The sequence below is a fragment of the Microbispora sp. CA-135349 genome, assembly GCF_050947365.1.
Lineage (GTDB): Bacteria > Actinomycetota > Actinomycetes > Streptosporangiales > Streptosporangiaceae > Microbispora.
In genome coordinates, this window is sequence record NZ_CP192001.1 from 3,501,627 (window position 1) to 3,520,103 (window position 18,477).

At 70.5% G+C, this 18,477-nt stretch carries 21 protein-coding genes and 2 pseudogenes; 11 read left to right on the plus strand and 12 right to left on the minus strand.

The genetic code is table 11. The features are described 5' to 3' along the window. Positions 1–220: 220 nt before the first annotated feature. The 3 genes from ACQPZZ_RS16375 to ACQPZZ_RS16385 all read right to left on the minus strand — a co-directional run bounded on the left by ACQPZZ_RS16375 (position 221) and on the right by ACQPZZ_RS16385 (position 2,741). Positions 221–1,483: a Dyp-type peroxidase gene (locus ACQPZZ_RS16375; protein ID WP_432932934.1), complete on the minus strand. Its 1,263-nt coding sequence runs from the start codon at positions 1,481–1,483 to the stop codon at positions 221–223. After that, a complete protein-coding gene (locus ACQPZZ_RS16380; protein WP_432932936.1) occupies positions 1,476–2,027 on the minus strand; it encodes a copper chaperone PCu(A)C in 552 nt (183 codons plus the stop codon). Before ACQPZZ_RS16380 ends, ACQPZZ_RS16375 begins: the two co-directional genes overlap by 8 nt. 141 nt (positions 2,028–2,168) lie before the next feature. Beyond that, on the minus strand, positions 2,169–2,741 hold the full coding sequence (locus ACQPZZ_RS16385) for an MFS transporter (RefSeq protein WP_432932938.1): 573 nt from the start codon (positions 2,739–2,741) through the stop codon (positions 2,169–2,171). 189 nt (positions 2,742–2,930) lie between these two features. On the opposite strand from ACQPZZ_RS16385, the gene ACQPZZ_RS16390 reads away from it, so the two are divergent. The 6 genes and pseudogenes from ACQPZZ_RS16390 to ACQPZZ_RS16415 form a co-directional block, all read left to right on the plus strand. Next, entirely contained in the window at positions 2,931–3,551 is a 621-nt protein-coding gene (locus ACQPZZ_RS16390; RefSeq protein ID WP_432932940.1) for an MFS transporter, read from the plus strand. A gap of 109 nt (positions 3,552–3,660) precedes the next feature. Continuing rightward, complete coding sequence (locus tag ACQPZZ_RS16395) at positions 3,661–4,377, plus strand: copper resistance CopC family protein (protein WP_432932942.1); 717 nt, start codon at positions 3,661–3,663, stop codon at positions 4,375–4,377. Continuing rightward, positions 4,374–4,955: a copper resistance CopC family protein gene (locus ACQPZZ_RS16400; RefSeq protein WP_432932944.1), complete on the plus strand. Its 582-nt coding sequence runs from the start codon at positions 4,374–4,376 to the stop codon at positions 4,953–4,955. The genes ACQPZZ_RS16395 and ACQPZZ_RS16400 overlap by 4 nt, the downstream gene beginning before the upstream one ends. Before the next feature lie 137 nt (positions 4,956–5,092). After that, positions 5,093–6,268, plus strand: a complete 1,176-nt coding sequence (locus ACQPZZ_RS16405) for a cytochrome P450 (RefSeq protein ID WP_432932946.1) — start codon at positions 5,093–5,095, stop codon at positions 6,266–6,268. A 172-nt stretch (positions 6,269–6,440) separates the two neighbouring features. Then, positions 6,441–6,806, plus strand: coding sequence for a hypothetical protein (locus ACQPZZ_RS16410; protein WP_432932948.1), 366 nt, complete (start codon positions 6,441–6,443; stop codon positions 6,804–6,806). A gap of 80 nt (positions 6,807–6,886) precedes the next feature. Further along, positions 6,887–7,234 (plus strand): annotated as a pseudogene (locus ACQPZZ_RS16415) (ISL3 family transposase); the annotation flags it as partial. A gap of 3 nt (positions 7,235–7,237) precedes the next feature. Here the strand turns inward: ACQPZZ_RS16415 and ACQPZZ_RS16420 are convergent. The 4 genes from ACQPZZ_RS16420 to ACQPZZ_RS16435 form a co-directional block, all read right to left on the minus strand. After that, entirely contained in the window at positions 7,238–8,482 is a 1,245-nt protein-coding gene (locus ACQPZZ_RS16420) for an acyltransferase family protein (RefSeq protein ID WP_432932949.1), read from the minus strand. Further along, positions 8,475–9,215, minus strand: coding sequence for an alpha/beta hydrolase (locus ACQPZZ_RS16425; protein WP_432932951.1), 741 nt, complete (start codon positions 9,213–9,215; stop codon positions 8,475–8,477). Before ACQPZZ_RS16425 ends, ACQPZZ_RS16420 begins: the two co-directional genes overlap by 8 nt. 158 nt (positions 9,216–9,373) lie before the next feature. After that, on the minus strand, positions 9,374–10,075 hold the full coding sequence (locus ACQPZZ_RS16430) for a response regulator (protein WP_432932953.1): 702 nt from the start codon (positions 10,073–10,075) through the stop codon (positions 9,374–9,376). A gap of 25 nt (positions 10,076–10,100) precedes the next feature. Then, complete coding sequence (locus ACQPZZ_RS16435) at positions 10,101–11,429, minus strand: sensor histidine kinase (RefSeq protein ID WP_432932955.1); 1,329 nt, start codon at positions 11,427–11,429, stop codon at positions 10,101–10,103. A gap of 474 nt (positions 11,430–11,903) precedes the next feature. On the opposite strand from ACQPZZ_RS16435, the gene ACQPZZ_RS16440 reads away from it, so the two are divergent. The 4 genes from ACQPZZ_RS16440 to ACQPZZ_RS16455 all read left to right on the plus strand — a co-directional run bounded on the left by ACQPZZ_RS16440 (position 11,904) and on the right by ACQPZZ_RS16455 (position 14,370). Next, entirely contained in the window at positions 11,904–12,362 is a 459-nt protein-coding gene (locus ACQPZZ_RS16440; RefSeq protein WP_432932957.1) for a MarR family winged helix-turn-helix transcriptional regulator, read from the plus strand. Continuing rightward, complete coding sequence (locus ACQPZZ_RS16445) at positions 12,359–13,792, plus strand: MFS transporter (RefSeq protein ID WP_432932959.1); 1,434 nt, start codon at positions 12,359–12,361, stop codon at positions 13,790–13,792. The genes ACQPZZ_RS16440 and ACQPZZ_RS16445 overlap by 4 nt, the downstream gene beginning before the upstream one ends. Positions 13,793–13,825: 33 nt before the next feature. Further along, positions 13,826–14,119 carry a DUF1330 domain-containing protein gene (locus ACQPZZ_RS16450; protein WP_363636313.1) on the plus strand — a complete coding sequence of 98 codons (294 nt, stop codon included), beginning with the start codon at positions 13,826–13,828 and terminating at the stop codon, positions 14,117–14,119. 86 nt (positions 14,120–14,205) lie between these two features. Further along, entirely contained in the window at positions 14,206–14,370 is a 165-nt protein-coding gene (locus ACQPZZ_RS16455; protein WP_432932961.1) for a biotin/lipoyl-containing protein, read from the plus strand. Here the strand turns inward: ACQPZZ_RS16455 and ACQPZZ_RS16460 are convergent. Together ACQPZZ_RS16460 and ACQPZZ_RS16465 are read right to left on the minus strand one after the other, a co-directional pair. After that, positions 14,297–14,494, minus strand: a pseudogene (locus ACQPZZ_RS16460) (hypothetical protein); the annotation flags it as partial. The gene ACQPZZ_RS16455 and the pseudogene ACQPZZ_RS16460 sit on opposite strands and share 74 nt — an antisense overlap. A 109-nt stretch (positions 14,495–14,603) precedes the next feature. Beyond that, a complete protein-coding gene (locus ACQPZZ_RS16465; protein ID WP_432932963.1) occupies positions 14,604–15,461 on the minus strand; it encodes a metallophosphoesterase family protein in 858 nt (285 codons plus the stop codon). A gap of 48 nt (positions 15,462–15,509) precedes the next feature. On the opposite strand from ACQPZZ_RS16465, the gene ACQPZZ_RS16470 reads away from it, so the two are divergent. Continuing rightward, positions 15,510–15,680 carry a cellulose binding domain-containing protein gene (locus tag ACQPZZ_RS16470; protein WP_432932964.1) on the plus strand — a complete coding sequence of 57 codons (171 nt, stop codon included), beginning with the start codon at positions 15,510–15,512 and terminating at the stop codon, positions 15,678–15,680. A 181-nt stretch (positions 15,681–15,861) separates the two neighbouring features. Here ACQPZZ_RS16470 and ACQPZZ_RS16475 read toward each other — a convergent pair whose 3' ends face one another. The 3 genes from ACQPZZ_RS16475 to ACQPZZ_RS16485 form a co-directional block, all read right to left on the minus strand. Then, positions 15,862–16,683, minus strand: coding sequence for an alpha/beta fold hydrolase (locus ACQPZZ_RS16475; RefSeq protein ID WP_432932966.1), 822 nt, complete (start codon positions 16,681–16,683; stop codon positions 15,862–15,864). Between the two features lie 17 nt (positions 16,684–16,700). Further along, positions 16,701–17,270 carry a DJ-1/PfpI family protein gene (locus tag ACQPZZ_RS16480; protein WP_363636301.1) on the minus strand — a complete coding sequence of 190 codons (570 nt, stop codon included), beginning with the start codon at positions 17,268–17,270 and terminating at the stop codon, positions 16,701–16,703. 100 nt (positions 17,271–17,370) lie between these two features. Beyond that, on the minus strand, positions 17,371–18,099 hold the full coding sequence (locus ACQPZZ_RS16485) for a GntR family transcriptional regulator (RefSeq protein ID WP_432932968.1): 729 nt from the start codon (positions 18,097–18,099) through the stop codon (positions 17,371–17,373). Between the last annotated feature and the right edge of the window lie 378 nt (positions 18,100–18,477).

The window sequence follows — 18,477 nt, forward strand, 5'->3', positions numbered from 1 at the left end:
ATAGTTGGACCGGTTGTTGGTCCAGGACCCTTTGATGGACCGCTGACAGAGGCCGCAGCGCAGCAGCCCTTTGAACGCATAGGTCCGCGATGTACCGAGGATCACAGGAGCGAACTGGACACGGTCGAAGTCCGTGCGGACTCGGGATCACGCTGCCTGACGTGATGGACCCCCGTGGCGTCGCCACGGGGGTCCATCAGGAGCCTTGGCCGGCACCGCGTCATGACAGCAAGGTTTCTCCGATCCACCCATTGGGGTCGCAGCCGGGAGGGATGGCGAACACGGCGGAACCGATCGGTGTGGTCCACTCGTTCAGCAGGTCCGCCTCGGCCAGTCGCTCCTGTACCGGGATGAACTGCCGGGCGATGTCGGCCTGGTAGGAGGCGAACAGCAGCCCGGTGTCGGCGGTGCCGTCGGGCGAAACGCCCTCGTCGTAGTTGTAGACGCGACGGAGGATACGCGTGCCGGGGTCGGCCACGTGTGCTCGCCGGATGTGGGCGTATTCGGAGATGACCGGCAGCCCGGCGGGGGTGAGCCGCGCGAAGTCCGGTTCGTCGTGCTCGCGGGCGCCGGTGAGCGGAGCGCCGTCGGTGAGGCGGCGGCCGATCGTGAACTCCTTGGCCACGGTGTCGGCGGCGTCCCAGGTCTCCATCTCCGCGCGGATGCGCCGTAGGACCAGGGTGGTCCCGCCGCGCAGCCACTCCTGCTCCCCGGCAAACCAGACCGCCCGATCGAAGTCGGGTGTGCCGGCGACGGGGTTGACGGTCCCGTCGAGCTGTCCCATCACGTTGCGCTGGGTGGTGTGGGGCTGCTGGGAGTGCGCGGCCCGCCGGAAGCCCCGCTGGGTCCAGCGGACCTTTGCGAACGACCGGGCGTCCTTGACGAGCACCCGCAGCGCATGGGTAACGGTGAGCGGGTCGTCCGCGCAGATCTGGACGAGCAGGTCGCCGCCTGTCCACCGCTTCTTCAGCCGGTCGATGCCGAACGCGGGGAGGGGAGCGATGAACTCCGGCCGCTGATCGGAGGTCTTGGTGGCGGCGAACAGACCCGGTCCGAAGCCGAAGGTGACGGTCAATCGGGCGGGCAGGACGGCCAGATGGGGCTCGGTGTCGGCGAGCGCGGGCTGTCCCTGGGTGATGCGCCGGGCGTCGTCGGTGAGCACGCGCATCAGCCGCGCCACGCTCTCACGGTCCGAGCCCGCCCGCAGGTCGAACGCCACGAACGCGGCGTGCGCCTGCGGCGGCGTCGCGACACCGGCCTGGTGGGCTCCGTAGAACGGCTCCACCGCCGTCGCCTGGGGCGAGTTCACGTCGGAGCCGGTGGTACGGCCGGCCGTACGCGTGTTGTCGGTGTCGGCGCTCGCCCGCGCCACGACGGCCCCGCTCGTTGCGGCGGCGGCCACCACGGCGCCGCCGGACAGCAGCGCCCTGCGGCTCAGACGCGGGCGAGGGAGACGCTCCGCTTCATCATGCCGCTCACTCATTCATGCCGCCCATGTCGGCGCCCGGCTGGTAGTTCTCCTTGGCTCCGGCGAAGTCCTTGCCCAGAGCCGTGAAAGTGTAGGTGCCGCCCCCCTGAAGCTCCAGCGTGAACGGCACTTCGGACCCTGGCTTGATCTCGGAAGGCACGTCCATGACCATGATGTGGTCGCCGCCGGGCTGCAGGACGTGGGAGCCGTGGGCAGGGACCACGAAACCGCCCTCCTTCGGCCGCATGACCATCTTCCCCTTCGACTCCACGACCTCGTGCAACTCCACCATGGGTGCCGCGGGAGTGCTGCCGGCGATGACGGTGATGTCCGAATCGGAGTTGTTGACCAGGGTGCCGAAAGCGGCGGTCATCCCCTTCTTGGCGGTCTTGACCCACGGGTCGGTGATGCTGAGCGCGGCAGAGGTGGACGACGGGGAGGCCGCCACCGCAACGGGCGAAGCAGTCGCTGAGACGGAGGACGCCTCCTCAGAGCCGCAGGCCGCCGTGGCCGTCACTGCGCCCAGGCTGAGAACGACGAGCATGACGCGGGAGAACATGAAGATCCCTTCACCCGGCTGAGAGCCGGTACTGGTACCGCTGCACTGAACGAATTCGGCGCGCGCGAGCGCACACCGGACGCACCCCGCCACTACCGGGGTGCCGGTCACATCAGAAAGGGCCCGCCGACCAGATTCCGGTCAGGCAGGAACAGTGCGAACGGTGCCAGGAGGGCCACGCCGACCCATCGAATGGCCGAGCAGGACCGACCGCGCGACCACCCGTTGCTCGATCACCGGGACGACGATCGCGCCGTACGCCGGGTTCAGGAAGACGGCGAACACGATCCGCAGCCGGACGGCCAGCCGGCGCAGCAGGGCCCAAAGCAGCGCCTCGCCATGCGCCAGCCAGACCGCCGTCAGCGCGACCGCCCAGGCGTGCATGACCAGCATGCCCAGGCCGGGCACCAACCCGGAATGGACGTGCCCGCCGCTCATCGCGGAGCCGGCGACGCTCGGTTCCAGGGTGTGCGCGAACGAGAACAGCAGGTGGAGCGCCGCCTGCGAGGCCACCAGCGCCGGCAGGATCACGGCCAGCGTCCGCTCACGCCGTGCGAGGGCGTGCGCGGGCAGGAAGGCGATGAGCAGGGCCATGAGAACGGCGACCACGGAGACCGAACCGCCGCCGACAGCATGCGCCCCGACGCCGAGCGCCACCGAGACCGCGGCGAACGCGGCGGCCCGTACGGCGCGGAAGGGCATGGTGGCTGTCATGGCGCCGCAATCATCGCACACCGCCTCCCCGTCCCTCAGTGCATGCGACGCAGATCGTGATAACCGGGCCGAATACCTCGTGAAGGAGCGCGAGCGGTCGATGAGGACGAAGGAACCAAGGCGCTCACCATGTCGTCCGGCACCGGTTCTCCCCTTCGTGTACCGGACCGAGCCCGACCGAGCGAACGGATGGCGGCGGTCTTGGGGCCGACCGGCCTCTGTGCGATAGTCGTCTTCGTCATGCGCGCCGCCTTACCCCTGCGACTCGCGCGGTCGGCCGCCTTCTCGGTCGTCTGCGTGCTCCTCGCCGTGGGCGCGCACTGGTTCGCCGGTGGGGCCGCCCCGACTCCCCAGGCACTTCTCATCGGCGGAGCAGGCGTCATGACCGTCGCCGCGGCGACGGCGGGCCGGGAGCGGTCACCATTGGTCGTCATCGGCCTGCTCCTGGCAGCACAGGTCTTCCTGCACGAACTCCTCGGGTCACTCGCGCTCTCGACGGAGACACCGGCCGTGGCGCACACGCACCGGCTGGGGGTGGGCACCGGGATGCTCACCGCGCATCTCACCGCGGCGCTGATCACGGGGTGGTGGCTGTCGCGGGGCGAAGCGGCGCTGTGGTCGATCCTGCACAGGATCGGCACGGGCGCGATCCACTGGCTCCGGGCGCTGCTCACGCTGTTCCAGTTCCTTGCCCGCATACGCCCCCGCCCCCGGCTCGCGTCGTACAACCTTGACCGCGAACTTCGGCGTGAGGCTGTCCTGCGACACGCCGTCGTACGGCGCGGCCCGCCGGTTCTCGTGTTCCTGTGATCCTCTCTTAGCTCTTCTGAGCCCTTCTGAGGTTTCTTCGCGCGGCCTGCCCGCCTGGACGTCACGCCGCCTGCCCGTAGCGGCTCGCCTCGACGACACGCGGACCCCCATGCCGGTCCGTACGGCCCGCGCGCCCGCAGGTACCCGCACACGACGACTGGAGATTACCGATGACACCGCCGTCCGCCGTCACACGCCGGGCCACGACCTCCCCGCATCCCCGGAGCCTGTCGTGAAGCATCCCTCGGTCATAGCGGTCTTCCTGTTCGGTATCTCGTGCCTGTTCGCGGTGGTGTTCGCCGCACCCGCGTCTGCGCACGACAGCCTGAAGAAGAGCACACCCGCCGCGAACGCCGTCGTCTCCGGCCTCGAAAAGATCGAGTTGCAATTCAGCGCGCATGTCAGTTTTCCCACGGTCCTCCTTCATGACGCAGCCGGACGCCGCTTCGAATCTGGTACGCCACGCGTCGACGACTCCACAGTGGTGGAAGCGGTCGCAGGCCCGCTTCCCCAGGGCAGCTACACCATCGCCTGGCGGGTCGTCTCCTCCGACGGCCACCCCATCCAAGGGGAGATACCGTTCGTCGTCGGATCCTCGTCGGCGGCATCGGCCGGAGGGACGGCGCCCGCCGCCCCGGTGGCCGGAGCGGACCGCCCGGATCAGGAGACCGGCGTACCCGGCTGGATCTGGGCGGTCGTGGCCGCGGTCGCGGTTCTCGGAGCGGCCGCCGTCCTGGTGGCGCGGGGCGGCAAACCGTCGACGCCGCCGCTCCCGGACGACGTGGCGGACCGCCCATCGGGTTCCGAGAACGGTGAGCACGAGTGACGAAGAAAACAGCCAGAGCGTTTCTCCTCGGCCTTCTGTGCGCCGTCCTGGGAGCATTCGCCGCACCGGCGCTGGCACACGACACCCTGCGATCGAGCACACCCGCCGGCAACGCCGTGGTCTCCAGCCTCGACCTCATCGAGCTGGAGTTCAACAACAACGTGCGCTATCCCGTCGTGCTCCTGCACGACGCGGCCGGGCAGCGCTTCCCCTCCGGCACACCCCGAACCCGCGGCGCCAAGGTGCTCGTGGACGTCGACGAGCCGCTTCCCCACGGCAGCTACACCGTCGTCTGGCGGGTCGTCTCCGCCGATGGCCGCCCCCTCGAAGGAGAGATCCCCTTCACCGTGGGTTCCTCGTCGGCTCGGCTGCCGAGCACCCTCGTGTCCAGCACCCCGGTGTCCGGCGTCCCCATGTCCAGCCCGGTTCCGGCCCGCACACCCGTGAGCGCGACGGACGAGCAGGGCGGCCTCCCCGCCTGGACATGGGCGGTCATGGCCGGGTTGGCACTCGCCGGAGCCGTGGCACTGCTGATACGGCGGAGAAGGAAACCCGCCGGCGGGGACACACCTTCCTGATCGCCGGCATTTGCCCAAGACCAGTTTCCGGACCGGACATGCCGCTGATGCGACGTCTTCCTCCGGACTCCCATCCTCCGCGCCGGCCTCCGGCCGATGTGACAGCCGGCGCGCCTTTCGTAGAAGGATCATCTTCGATGGCCGATGACGAATTTCCCCTCATGCAGTTCCTCCGCCAAGGTTTCGATCCTGTGGCGGAGCTCGGACGTATTCGATCCGAGCAGCCCGTCTTCCCGATGCGGATGCCCGACGGGTCCACTGTCTGGCTGGTGACCCGATATGACGACGTCCGGGCCGTACTGGGCGACGCGACCCGGTTCAGCAACGACTTCGCGAACGTGATCGCCGCCGGGGCGAACCAGGAAGACCCCGGCGGTCTCGGCTTCCGCGACCCGCCCGAGCACACGCGGCTGCGGCGCCTGCTGACGCCCGAGTTCACCATGCGGCGGCTGCGGCGGCTGGACGGCTGCATTCAGAAGATCGTCAACGACTATCTGGACGCGATGGAGCGGAGCGGGCGTGAAGCAGACCTGGTCCGGTCGTTTGCCCTTCCCATCCCGTCGCTCGTCGTCTGCGAACTGCTGGGTGTGCCGTACGGCGACCGGTCCGATTTCCTCCGGATGAGCGCCGACAGGTTCGACCTGTCCGCCGGTCCCGAAGCCTCCATCCGGGCGGTCAACGACTCGATCACCTACCTGACCGATCTGGTCGCCAAGGAACGCGCGAACCCCGGTGACGGCCTGCTGGGCACGCTGCTGCGTGAGCACGGTGACGAGGTGAGCGATCGCGAGCTGGCCGGTCTGGCCGACGGCCTGCTGACCGGCGGGCACGACACCAGCACCAGCATGCTCGCTCTCGGCACGCTGTGGCTGCTGGGCAATCCCGAGCAGGCCACCCTGGTCCGCGAAACCGACGACCACGTCGACAAGGTCGTGGAGGAGCTCCTGCGGTACCTGACAGTTGTTCAGGTCGCCTTCCCGCGCTTCGCCCGCGAGGATCTCGTGGTGGCCGGGCAGCCCATCGCCAAGGGGCAGATGGTGCTGTGCTCGCTGACCGCCGCCAATCGCGATCCCGCCCTCGGCCCGGACATGGACCGGGCCGTCCCGGGGCGCAAGGTGAGCCCTCACGTCGCCTTCGGACACGGCATCCACAGATGTATCGGGGCTCCTTTGGCGCAGATGGAGATGCGGATCGCCTTCCCCGCGCTGCTACGGCGTTTTCCCGGTCTGCGGCTGGCCGTGCCGTTCGAGCAGCTGGCGTTCCGCGAGATCTCCATCGTCTACGGTCTCGATTGTCTGCCGGTCGCCTGGTAGCACCGTTCGCCGGGGAACGACAGGCTCTCCGGTCGCTCCCCGGCCACCTGCCGATATCCGGGAAACCCACGGTGCGACGGGGCTGCGAGGCTCAATGCGTCCGTACGTCCACAGGCGATGTTCACCACGCCGATGCCGAGGGGTCTTCTCGGCGGGGCGTCAGGCTGACAGGATGATGTTCGCGTCCCCCCGGCATCCGGTGCTGCGCGTGCTGCGAGCCCTCGTCTTCGCGACGGTGTGCGTTGTTCTTTCCGCGGGCGGCCATGCCTTCGCCGGGGGCGGCTCCGTGCCGCCGGGCATTCTGGGCGCCGGGGCACTGGTGGCCATGGTGCTCGCGTACGCGCTCAGCGGACGTGAGCCTCGGATCGAGGTTTTGCTCACAGCGAGCATCGGCACTCAGGCACTTCTTCACGAGCTGTTCGCCCGGACGGCGACGTCAAGCGCGGAACAGCTCGCCCACGGCGCGCACACCGACCACGGGCATCTCGGCATCGGCATCGGCATGGCGCTGGTGCATACAGCCAGCGCAGAACCGTGACCGAACCCATACCGGCGCTGGCTGCGTCAATCGTCAGCTTGCTTCAATTCCCGGTCGGCCGCCTGGCCCGCCGGTTCCTTCGCCGTCTGTCTCGGCTCCTGCTCACCCGCACCGGCAGGCTGCGCGAGGCCGACACCGCGTTGCTGCAGGAACTCGTGTGTGCGTGCCCTGAGCTGGCCGAGCTCGCCCGCCCGATCCGTTCCTTCGCTGAGCTCCTGTCCCCGGCCGCGGGTAACGACGCCAAGCTCACCGCCTGGCTCACCGACGCCCGGGCCGCCAACCTGCCCCACCTGCATGGTTTCGCCAACGGCCTCGAACTCGACCGCGAGGCCGTGAACGCCGGCATCATCCTGCCGCACCACAACGGCCGGCAGATGCACGGCCGGGCAGGGTTCGACCTCCTGCGCCACCGCATCCTGCTGCACTGAAGATCACTGAGCGCCACCACCGATTACGGAACAGACCCGTTGATTGGACAGACCCCTGCCAAGGGCGAGCAGCCCTCCGAACACCGGCAGCCAGCCCAGGCGCTCCGGCAGCCAGGAGAGGTGGGCGGGCGGGGTGAGCAGTCCCGGGACGGCGCCGAAGCGGAGTGCGGCCAGGGCGGTCACGGCAGCCACTGTCAGGTGCCAGAGGAAGATCGTCATAGCGGACAGGTTGAGCAGCGCCACCGCGGCCCAGAGCCGGGGCCGGCGCATCAGCCGCCCCAGCGGCCCGTGCGCCAGCAGCGCCAGCCCCACCTGGGCGAGCCCGAAGGCGACGGCGGCCAGCGTGGGCGGGCTGAGGTTCGAGACCCCCGCCCCCGGCACGCCCACCATGCTCGCGTGATAGCCGAACCCGGCCACCAGGACCGCCGCCCCGGCCGCCCCTCCGGCCAGCAGCGCCACCGCCGTCCGCCGGGAGGCGAGCCCGCCGCCCGCCCAGCCCACCCCCAGCATGTACGGCACCAGCCACCCGGCCGCGAGGTTCACCCACCCCAGCCAGGCCGGCCCGCCCAGGCCGAACCTGACCGCGTCCACCGCGAGTACCACCGCGGCCGCCGAGGCGGCGGTGACGCCCGGCCGCAGTTTCAGCAGCAGGGGAGTGGTGGCGGTGAGCACCGCGAAGACCGCCAGGAACCAGATCGGCCCGAGCGCCGGGAGCGCCAGCGCCCTGACCGTCGCGTACGGCGCGCCGTGCAGCACGAGCCCCGCCGCGATCCCCGCCCAGACCAGCAGGAGCGGGCCCACCGGCCGCAGCAGCCGCCCCATCCTGGCCCGCACCCGCGCCGGACCCGCCGCCGCCCGCGCCGGACCGTCCGTTCTCGCCCGCGCCGGACCCGCCGTCTCCGCACGCGCCGGACCGTCCGTTCTCGCCCGCGCCGGACCCGCCGTCTCCGCACGCGCCCGATCATCCGCAGTCCGCAGGCTCCGTGCCGCGGCGTACCCGCCCACGAAGAAGAACACCGCCAGCGTCTGCAGCACCCACGACAGCGGCGCGAGCTCCGGCATGAACGCGAGCGGGCTGGAGACGGCGACCGTCCCCCGGGGCCCGGGCACCCACGCCGTGACGAGCCAGTGCCCCAGCACCACCCCGGCGATCGCCAGCGCCCGCAGCGCGTCCACCCCCCGGTCCCGCCCCGGCGGCGTCATCGCCTCGACCCGCGCCGCCGTACGGCGCCCGGCCGGGTCACGCATGGGACACCTCGGCGGTCCGCCCGAGGGCGATCAGGGTGAGGTTGCGCAGGGACTCGCCGCCGGGGGCGAGGTAGTCGCTGTGCCCGGCGGCGTCGGCCGCGAACACCCGGGAACCGTAGCCGGGCTCGGCGGGATCGCGGCCGAAGCCCAGCGGGCCGATCTCGATCTTGGGGATGCCGCGCGCCCAGTCCTCTGTGCCGCTGCCCACCCAGAGCGGGACCCCGCCCAGCTCGGCCGCCGAGGAGACGCCGAGCCCGGGGCTGCCGAACACGGCCAGGTTGTCCGCCCGGATCCCCGGCGCGGCCTTGGCGCACACCACCGACCCGTAGCTGTGGCACAGCAGGCTGACCCGCTTGCCGCGGAGGGTCTCGTTCACGTAGCGCCGCAACGCCGGGGCGCCCTTCTCCGCGGCCCAGCCGGTGGCGGCCCCCAGGCTGACGGTCGCCGGGCTGTCGTACCCGAGCCAGGCGACCACGGCCAGCCGGGCTGCCGGATCCAGTTCCCGCGCCTGGGCGAGCACCGCCCGCGCCCCGCCTCCGGGGGTGCTGTACGGCTTGGGCCGCCCGCCGTCGAAGGTGGCGGACGTGGTGTCGGCGCCGGGGACGATGACGGCCACGTGCTCCGCCGTACTGAGATCGCCGTAGACGCGGATGATCCGGTCACCCTGCGGCGAGGGAACGACCAGGTAGGTGAGCGCCGCGGCGGTGGCGACGGCGAGCGAGGAGCGGAGCACGGGGGCCTCCTGTCCGGTTCGGGGGAACGAGACAGGACGCTACGAATCAAGATCGGTAACTCGCGGCACACCGCGGTGCTCACCTTCACGTCACCCCCCGGAGGGAGGGAGGCGGCGCCATCACGGGGAGCGGGGCGTGGGACGGTCCCCTGGGGACCTCACTCTCCGGGGCGGACCAGCCCGGACTCGTAGGCGTACACGATCGCCTGGGCCCGGTCGCGCAGGTTCAGCTTGGCCAGGATCCGGCCGATGTGGGTCTTGACCGTCTGCTCCGAGAGTACGAGCTCCTCGGCGATCTCCTGGTTGGAGCGGCCCTTGGCGATGAGGACGAGCACCTCGGTCTCGCGTTCGGTGATGCCGTCCAGGCGGACGCGCGGGCGCTGCGGCCCGACGCGGGCGAACTCCGCGATGAGCCGCCTGGTCACCGAGGGCGCCAGCAGCGCCTCCCCTGCGGCGACCACCCGTACGGCCTCGGCCAGCTGCTGCGCGGAGGCGTCCTTGAGCAGGAACCCGCTGGCCCCGGCCCGCAGCGCCTCGTAGACGTAGTCGTCGAGATCGAACGTGGTCAGGATCAGGATCTTCGGCGGGCGCCCGTCGTCCTCGCCGGAACCGGTCCGTTCCCCGCGCTCCCCGCGCGGGCCGGGGGAGAGGATCTCCCGGGTCGCGGCCAGCCCGTCCATGACCGGCATGCGCACGTCCATCAGGACCACGTCCGGCCGCAGCTCGGCGATGCGCTCGATCGCCTCCCGCCCGTTCACCGCCTCGCCCACGACCTCGATGTCGGGCTGGGCGTCCAGGAACACGGTGAAGCCGGTTCTGACCATGCCCTGGTCGTCGGCGATGAGCACCCTGATCGTCACGCGTCCTCCGTGATCGCCTGGATCGTCATGCTTCCTCAGTGATCGGAAGTATCGCGGTGACCACGAAGCCCTTTCCCGCCGGCCCCGCCCACACGCTCCCGCCGAGCATGGCGGCCCGTTCCCGCATCCCGATCAGGCCGTGTCCCGTGTGCTTCTCGCGCCCCGCCTTCGCCGCCTCCGCGGCGGCGCGGTCCCCGCCGTCGTCCGCCACGTGGATGTTCAGCTCGTCGCCGGATCGGGAGATCTTCACCGTGACGGCCGAGCCGGGCGCGTGCCGCATGGCGTTGCTGAGCGACTCCTGCACGATCCGGTAGGCGGACAGATTCACCGCGGCGGGCAGTTCGAGCAGGTCGCCGTCCAGCTTGAGCTCCACGGCGAGCCCGGCGGAGCGCGCGGTGGCGGCGAGTTCGTCCAGGCGGTCCAGGCTCGGCTGCGGTGCGGTGTCCGTACGCCCGTCCCCGTCGCGCAGCACGCCCAGCACGCGGCGCATCTCGGTCATGGCGGCCAGCGAGAGCGCGCGGATCTCGCCGAGCCCCTCCTCCAGCAGCCGCGCGTCCCCCCGCGCCTTCAGCGGTGAGGCCTCCGCCTGGATGGCGATCACCGACATGTGGTGCGCCACCACGTCGTGCAGCTCCCGGGCGATCCTGGCCCGCTCCTCCAGCACGGCCTGCCCGGCCAGCGCCTGCTCGCTGCGCCGTTCTTCCTCGGCCAGCCGCCCGGCGGCCGTCCTCCTGGCCTGGACGTTGTAGCCGAACAGGACGGTGACGGTCACCATGGCGATGCCGATGAGCGTCACGCCGGGCAGGTTGGGGCCGGATTGGATGCCGAGGATCCACAGGGCGGCAGCCGAGATCACCCACACGCCGATGATGACGTGCCGCTTGCAGCGGACCGCGACCGCGTAGACCACCAGCAGGTACATGATCACGGCGTCGGCGGGGAAGGCCGCCCCCAGGTCCTGGCCGCGGGTGGCGATCCCCCAGGGAATCAGCACCACCGCGAGTCGCCAGGCCGTCAGCGGCCAGCGGTCGCGCAGCGCCAGCGGCAGCGAGGAGGTCACGGCGATGAACGCGATCTCTCCCTCGTCCAGAGGCGTCGCCATATACAGCGACTCGTCCCTCATGAGCGCCTGCACGGCGCAGAACAGGATGAAGGCCAGCACGAGATCGGCGACGAGGACCAGGTCGATCGTGCGGAACGGCAGCAGACTCAGAAACCCCGGCGCGCGGGGGGCCAGCCGCCGGGGGCGGGGGTGTGGCGGACCGGCCCTGCCGGTCCACACGGCCGCGGTGAGCGCGCGGCCCAGCCGGGCGACTGGCCGCAGCCGCGCCCGCTGGGCGGGGGGAGAAGCCATCCGGCCAGTCTAGGGAGACCGCCGATCATCCGGATCACACCGTGGAGGGATCTCCCGACTCACCCCGGTGAGCCGGATCACGCTGGTTGGAACCGGCGGAGCGTTGCGACCTGGCGGGCGAGTTTCCTCGGATCAAGCTTGTTGGCACCGATGGCTCATCGTGGTTATGCGGTGGCGGCCGGGTGGCGAAAGCATGTGCTGTCCACCCTGGATGCGTTGTCCTCACAGCGGCGGCCGCTGTCAGACTCTCTGGGGGCTGAGGCCTACCTCTCGAGACGACGTCAGGTGACGTCCCCTCGAGTGGTGTAACTCCCGGCTGGTGATGCGAGCCCCGGAGGCCACCCGCGCCCGCAAGCTCACCACCGGCCAGAAGACCGCCAACCGGATCACCGACGCCGGCTCCCAGTGGTCGAGGCCGCCCGCGCCGGTGAGCATTTCCATAAACTGTGAATATAAAGACGTTATGCTTCGGGCATGAGTCGTCAAGACACCGCTCCTGGCGCGTCCGCCGCCATCGGAGCAGTCCTCTACGGCCTGGCCACCAGGGCCGTGAGACGCCTGCCCCGGGACATGAGCTTGACGTCCGCCGCCACCCTGGCCACTTTGGACCGGACCGGCCCGCGGCGCATCACCGATCTGGCCGCGGTCGAGGGCGTCACCCAGCCCGCGATGACCGCCCTGGTCCGGGTGATGGAGGAGGCGGGCCTGGTCGAGCGGCGGGGCGACGCGTCCGACAAGCGGGTCACGCTGGTGTGCCTGACCGAGGCCGGCGCCTCCTATGTCCGGACGCGGCGCCAGGCGGGCGTCCACGCGTTCGAGCGGTTGATCGGCGAACTCACCGGCGACGAGGTCGAGGCGCTGGTGGCGGCCCTTCCGGCGCTGAAGCATCTGGCAGAGCTCGAAAGCCAGGACCGCGAAGGGCCGAAGCAGTGACCGGGCAGCCGGTCGGCGGGGTCGCGGCGAAGGCGTTCCCGGTGGCGCGTTCCGAGGCGCGGCTGCTGGTCCCCGCCCTGATGTTCATCGCTCTGGTCGTGGCGGCGGTCGCCAGCCTCGGGACGCCGCTCATCACCAGCGTGGCGACCTCGTTCCACGTCTCGCTCGGCAGCGCGCAGTGGACACTGACCGTCGCGCTGCTCAGCGGCGCCGTCGCCACGCCGGTCCTGGGCCGGCTCGGAGCCGGCCCGCACCGGCGGGCCACGATCCTCGCCACGCTGACGGTCGTCGTCGCCGGCAGCGCGCTCACCGTGCTGCCGCTGCCGTTCGCGTGGCTGCTGGCCGGCAGGGCGGCCCAGGGCGTCGGGCTCGGGCTGACGGCGCTGATGATGGGCGTGGCCCGGGACCACCTCCCCGAGGAGCGCAGCGGGGCCGTGATCGCCCTGATCTCGGTGGTCTCGATCATCGGGGCCGGCGTCGGCTACCCGCTGGCCGCACTGCTCGCCGAGCTCGGCGGGGTACGGGCCGCCTACGGCCTCGGCCTGCTCGTCACCGCCGCCGCCCTCCTGACCGCGTGGCGCTCCATGCCCGAAGCCCCCGAAGGCCGCTCCGCCCACGTGGACGTGGCAGGCACGGTCGTCCTGGCCGCTGCGCTGCTCCTGGTGCTGTTCCTCGCCGGCGAACGGAATCTGTGGAGCCGGCACCTCGCCGTGGCGGCGGGCCTCGCCGTCGTCGCGGTGGTGCTGCTCTGCGTCTGGGCCGTCATCGAGCTGCGCAGCACGACGCCCCTGGTCGATGTGCGGGCGGTGCGGCACCCGGCGGTCGCCGGGGCGAACCTCGCCATGTTCGTCGGCGGGATCGGCATGTACCTCCTGCTCACGCTCATCACCCGGTACGCGCAGACGCCGCACGGCGCCGGCTACGGCTTCGGGCTGACGACCTTCGTCGCCGGGCTGGTCCTCATCCCGTTCTCGGTGCTGGGGTTCGTCGCAGGCAAGCTCACACCGCGGGTCCGGACGCGGATCGCCGACCCCCTGCTCCTGGCCGGCAGCGCCGTCGTGGTCGGCGGCGGGTTCGCCCTGTTCGCGGTGGCCCGGTCGGACCTGGCCGAACTGTTCGCGGCGATGGGCGTGCTCGGCTTCGGCGTCGGCGGCTTCTCGGCCGCGATGCCCGGCGTCATCCTGGCCGTCACCCCCAAGAGCGAGACGTCGAGCGCCATGAGCTTCAACTACGTCGTCCGCAGCGTCGGATACTCCCTGGGCAGCGCCGTCGGCGGCCTGATCCTCGCCGCGGGCACCGGCTCCGGCCACCTCTTCCCCGACGACAGCGCCTACACCACCGCGGCGCTGGTCGGCATCGGCGCCATGGCGATCACGACGCTGACAAGCCTCGCTCTCGCCCGCCGACGCTCGTCCGAGACCAACCCGTAAGTCAGATGCACTCATCCCAACACTGGAGGTTCCATGCCCAAGGGCTACTGGGTCAGCGTCTACCGCACCATTTCAGACCCTGAGAAGCTGGCTGCTTACAACAAGCTGGCCGGTCCGGCCGTCCGGGCCGGGGGCGGTCGGACCCTCGTCCGTGGAGGTCGGGTCGTGGCGCATGACGCCGGAATCGCCGAGCGCACCGTCCTGGTCGAGTTCGACAGCTTCGAGCAGGCCGTCGCGGCGTACGAGAGTGCGGCCTACCAGGAGGCGCTGGCCGCCCTCTCCGACGGCGTCGAGCGCGACTTCCGCATCGTCGAAGGCATCGACTGACCGAGGCCCAGTCGGAAGCACCGCCAGAGTGGCGAGGGAGGGAAAGCCGTTCGCGGCCGCGTCACCGAACGCCTGGGCGGACCATCGTGGTGTTGGAGGCGATGAAGATGGAGCAGCCGCTCGTCGCCCACAAGACCGGGGTGCTCTCCGGGCTCGTCTCGGCCGTGGGGCAGAGTGTCACGTCCGGCCCCGGTGACCAGCAGCTGCGCGGAGAAGACCCCTGTGAGTGGGTTGATGGCCGCAGTGGGTGATGCTTCCGATGACCCCGTCCGGCCACAGCGGCTCGCCGCGTACGCCGGGAAGGATCGCGGTGGCGGGACGGCCCAGCATGCGCAGGGCCTCGCGGGCGCACACGCGGGCCGTCGTGAACTCCCTGCGGCGCTTGTGTCCACCGAGCGGGAGATGACGGCCTCCTCCTCGGCGAACTAGGCGCCGTCCAGGAGCTCATCGCGGGTGTCGACGGCCACGATGTACGAAGGCAGGATCAGCTCGATCCTAAGGGTTCCTCTGCGGGAAGGATGCTCTGCAGCAGCGGGCGCGGCCGCTGTTTCCACTCGCGCGGGTAACCGAGAGAAACCTCTTCGAAGCGCACCCCGTCGGCCCAGGTGGTCCGCGGGATGTGAAGGTGGCCGTAGACGACGACCGACGCGTTGAAGCGGCGGTGCCAGTCGTGAGTGCGTGTGGTGCCGCACCACTGGGCGAACTCCTGGTGGCGCAGCACTTTCAGCGGGTCACGGGTCAGCGGGAAATGGTTGACCAGGACGGTCGGCAGACCGTCCTGGTGTGCCGTCAGGCGCTGCTCGGTGAGGGCCAGGCGCGCCGCGCACCAGTCCTGCCTGCTCGGGTACGGATCCGGGTGGAGGAAGAACTCGTCGGTGCAGACGATGCCGGCCTCCTCCGCCCATGCGAGCGCCTCCCGCTGGGAGAGCCCCGGCGGGCGGAACGAGTAGTCGTAGAGCAGGAACAGGGGGGCGATCCTGGCCGGACCCCCCGGGCCGTGCCACACGGGATAAGGGTCCTCGGGCGTGAGCACGCCAATACGCCGGCACATGTCGACGAGGTACTTGTAACGCAGGTCGCCACGCAGTTGCACGGGGTCGTCGGCCAGCGTCCACAGTTCGTGGTTGCCGGGCACCCAGACGACGGTGGCGAAACGTTCCTTGAGGCGGGTGAGCGCCCACTCGATGTGGGGCGTCAGCTCGCCGACGTCACCGGCGACCAGGAGCCAGTCGGCGTCGGACGCCGGCCGGACCCCTTCGAGGATCTCACGGTTGTCGGGATAGGCGACGTGCAGGTCGCTGACGCCCCACAACCGCCCATCGGTCCTCTCGACATTGCTCACTTGTGCAGATTACAAATAGCGGTAATCGGTGGACAACCATCGCGAATCTTGTATCGGGTCCGCTACCTGCGGTTAAGGCGCCACCTACCTGGCCGCTGGAACGGGAGCATCGCCCCTGGCGGCAGCGCCGCCTTCGGCTTCCTCGTCACGACGACCGGCAGCACCAACGGCAAGCCGGCCGGCTTCACCCTGAACGGAGCCGTCCGCGACACGGCCTGACCGTGTCCCAAGGCCGTGGTCCTATCCTCGTCGATCGCCGGCGGTCGACCCAGCCCTGGGGTGGCCGGCGTCTCGGCACGGCCGCTTCCGCCTCACCCGGGCGGGGTGGGGGTCCCGCACTCCGGATGTGGCGGATACCACGCCCGTGACGCAGCAGATCGGGTGAGACCTGTCGCAGCAATCAGTGATCTCGTTCCCGGCCGAGGAAGCACGACAGGAGTCGCCTGAAGTCGTGCGGGTGCTCGAGCGCCGGCACGTGCCCGCATCGGCCGAGCACGTGCAGACGCACATCGGCCAGGTGTTCGAGCAGGGGCAGGGCTGCCGTCCCGAGCGGGGTGACTCGGTCCTCGGCTCCGTGGACGAGCAGCACGGGCGCGCGGATCCCTGCCAGCGTTTGCGCCGAGAGGGTGAGGTCGTCGGCCCAGCGTGCCCTGGGTGGCGGGAACAACGACGCGTATGCGGCCGCCCCCGCTTCCATTGCGGCCGCACGGGCCGCGACGGCCGACTCGGTCACGAGCGCCTGGTCGAAGACGAGGCGGCTCAACATGTCTCGTGCCCCGACCGGGCCGGCGGGGGCGGCCCAGAGCGCGTCGAGATCGGCGGACAGCGGCGCCCCGGGGGCACCCATCGTCGAGACCGCCACGACATGGGTGACCTGCTGGGGACGCGCGGCCGCCAACGCCAGCGCCACGGCGCCGCCCATGGAGTGGCCCACCACGGCGTAGCGCTCGGCACCGAGAGCATCCATCAGGCCCGCGGCCTGCTCCGTCCACAGCCGGAGCCCGCCCCGGGAGCCCGCCGGGATCGGTGTACGGCCGAACCCCGCCTGGTCAGGAGCCACCAGGTGCCAGGACGTGCCCAGCGCCTGTGCCGTCGCCGCCCAGGCTCCGGATCCGGTCGTACCGGGTCCGGAGCCGTGCAGCATCAGCACCGCGGGCCCGGTGCCGCTCTCCATGACGTGGACGGGGGAGCCGTCGACTGTGACGGTCCGAAGTGTCGTCACCGAGATGCCTCAGGTGCTCATGCCGATGCGGAGTTGACGGACTTCGAGAAGACCTCCATCATCACCCGGCCGAACTGCGGCATGTCGGGCCAGCCGCGGCAGGAGACGAGGTTTCCGTCCACGACGTCGGGAGCGTCGATGACCGTCGCGCCCGCGTTCTCCATGTCACCGGTAATGGGGGGGAAGCACGCCGTCTTGCGGCCCTTCAGCAGCCCGTACACAGCCGGCACCTGCGCGCCGTGGCACACCAGCGCGATCGGGAGGTTGCGCGCGAAGAAGTGCTCGGTGATGCGCCTGACGTCGGGGTCGACCCGGATCCACTCGGGGGCACGTCCCCCAGGAATGATGAGGGCGTCATAGCGCTCGACGTCTACCTCGGCCCAGGGCACGTCGACCGGCAGCTTCCGGCCGTTCTTCTCCACGTAGGCGTCGGAGTTGGGGTCGAACTCGTGGATGACCAGCTGAACGTCACGCAACGTCCGTGACGAGACGTCGACGTCCCAGCCGCCCTCCTGTACGCGATAGTAGGGATACATGGTGTCGAGCTCCTCGGCGGCGTCGCCGGTAAGGAGCAGTGCTCTGGGCACCTGCTTCTCCTCGCATCTGAGGGGGGTGAGGTAGATCCGATCCGATCCGATCTGATTGGTTAGCATTCCTCGGCCCGGCCCGCCCGTCAAGCCCTTACCGCTATTCGTCCGTATCCTTGACCTCGTCGAACAAGCGCCGGAACCGCTCGCCGGACAGCAGGATGTGCCGGCGCATGGCGTAGGCGGCGGCGTCGGGGTCGCGTGCGGCGATCGCGGCCACGACTTCTTCGTGCTCGGCCATGGCCAGGTGGGTGACCTGGGTGTCGTGGAGAAGCCGGAACAGGTGCACGTGCGTGTGCAGGCGAGCGAGCGCTTCGCGGATGACCTGGTTCTCCGCGCTCAGGGCGACGAGATCGTGAAAAGCGGCGTCGCGCAGCCCGAAGGCGCCATAGGCCATGATCCCGTTGCCCCCCTCCAGCTCCGCCATCTCCTCCAGCATTCGTCGCAGACCGGCCACCTGCTGGGGGGATGCGCGTTCGGCGGATCTGCGCGCCGCCGCCGGCTCGAGGAGCAGGCGGAGCTCAAGCATGTCCTCGAATCGTTGACGGGTGATTTGCGGGGGAATGCGATAGCCGGCATGGGGCACACGCACGACCAGGCCCTCCGCCTCCATGCGGTTGAGAGCGTCTCGGATCGGCGTCTGCGAGACCCCAAGCTCCCGCGCCAGGACGTCGATCGTGACACGGGAGCCAGGCTCGATCCGTAGCGACATCAGCTGTCCGAGCAGCGTGTCGTACACCTCGTCGGCGAGCCGGCCGCGAGATCTTCGCGGGGGCGTTCCGCCCGTCATGGCCCCACGGCGCCGCGCGATCATCACTTCGTCGTCCATCGTGACGTGAGGTCCTTTCTTGGGTTTTCGGGAACCTGTTGACGTCGGTCGCAACGCTGCGGGATATTGACGCCCCCACGCGGATCGTATAGGAAAGGTGCCGGATGCCAGCCATCCTCCACCCATTACGAAACCGCCCGTCATCGCTCCGCTTCGATCAGTTGGAGCTTCTATGAGCATGTCGACGTCGGTCCTACTCGATCCGCCACTGGACCGCACAAGGACCGAAGAACTTCTCGACTGCTTGAAGCCCGATTACGTCGCGGCGTACTCGTGACGCCGGTCTGCGGGTCAGCCCCTGCGACAGCCGGCAACACGCCTGAACACCCCCCAGACTGCCCGGCGAAGCACGCAGCAGGGCTCCAGACGTCCCCACCC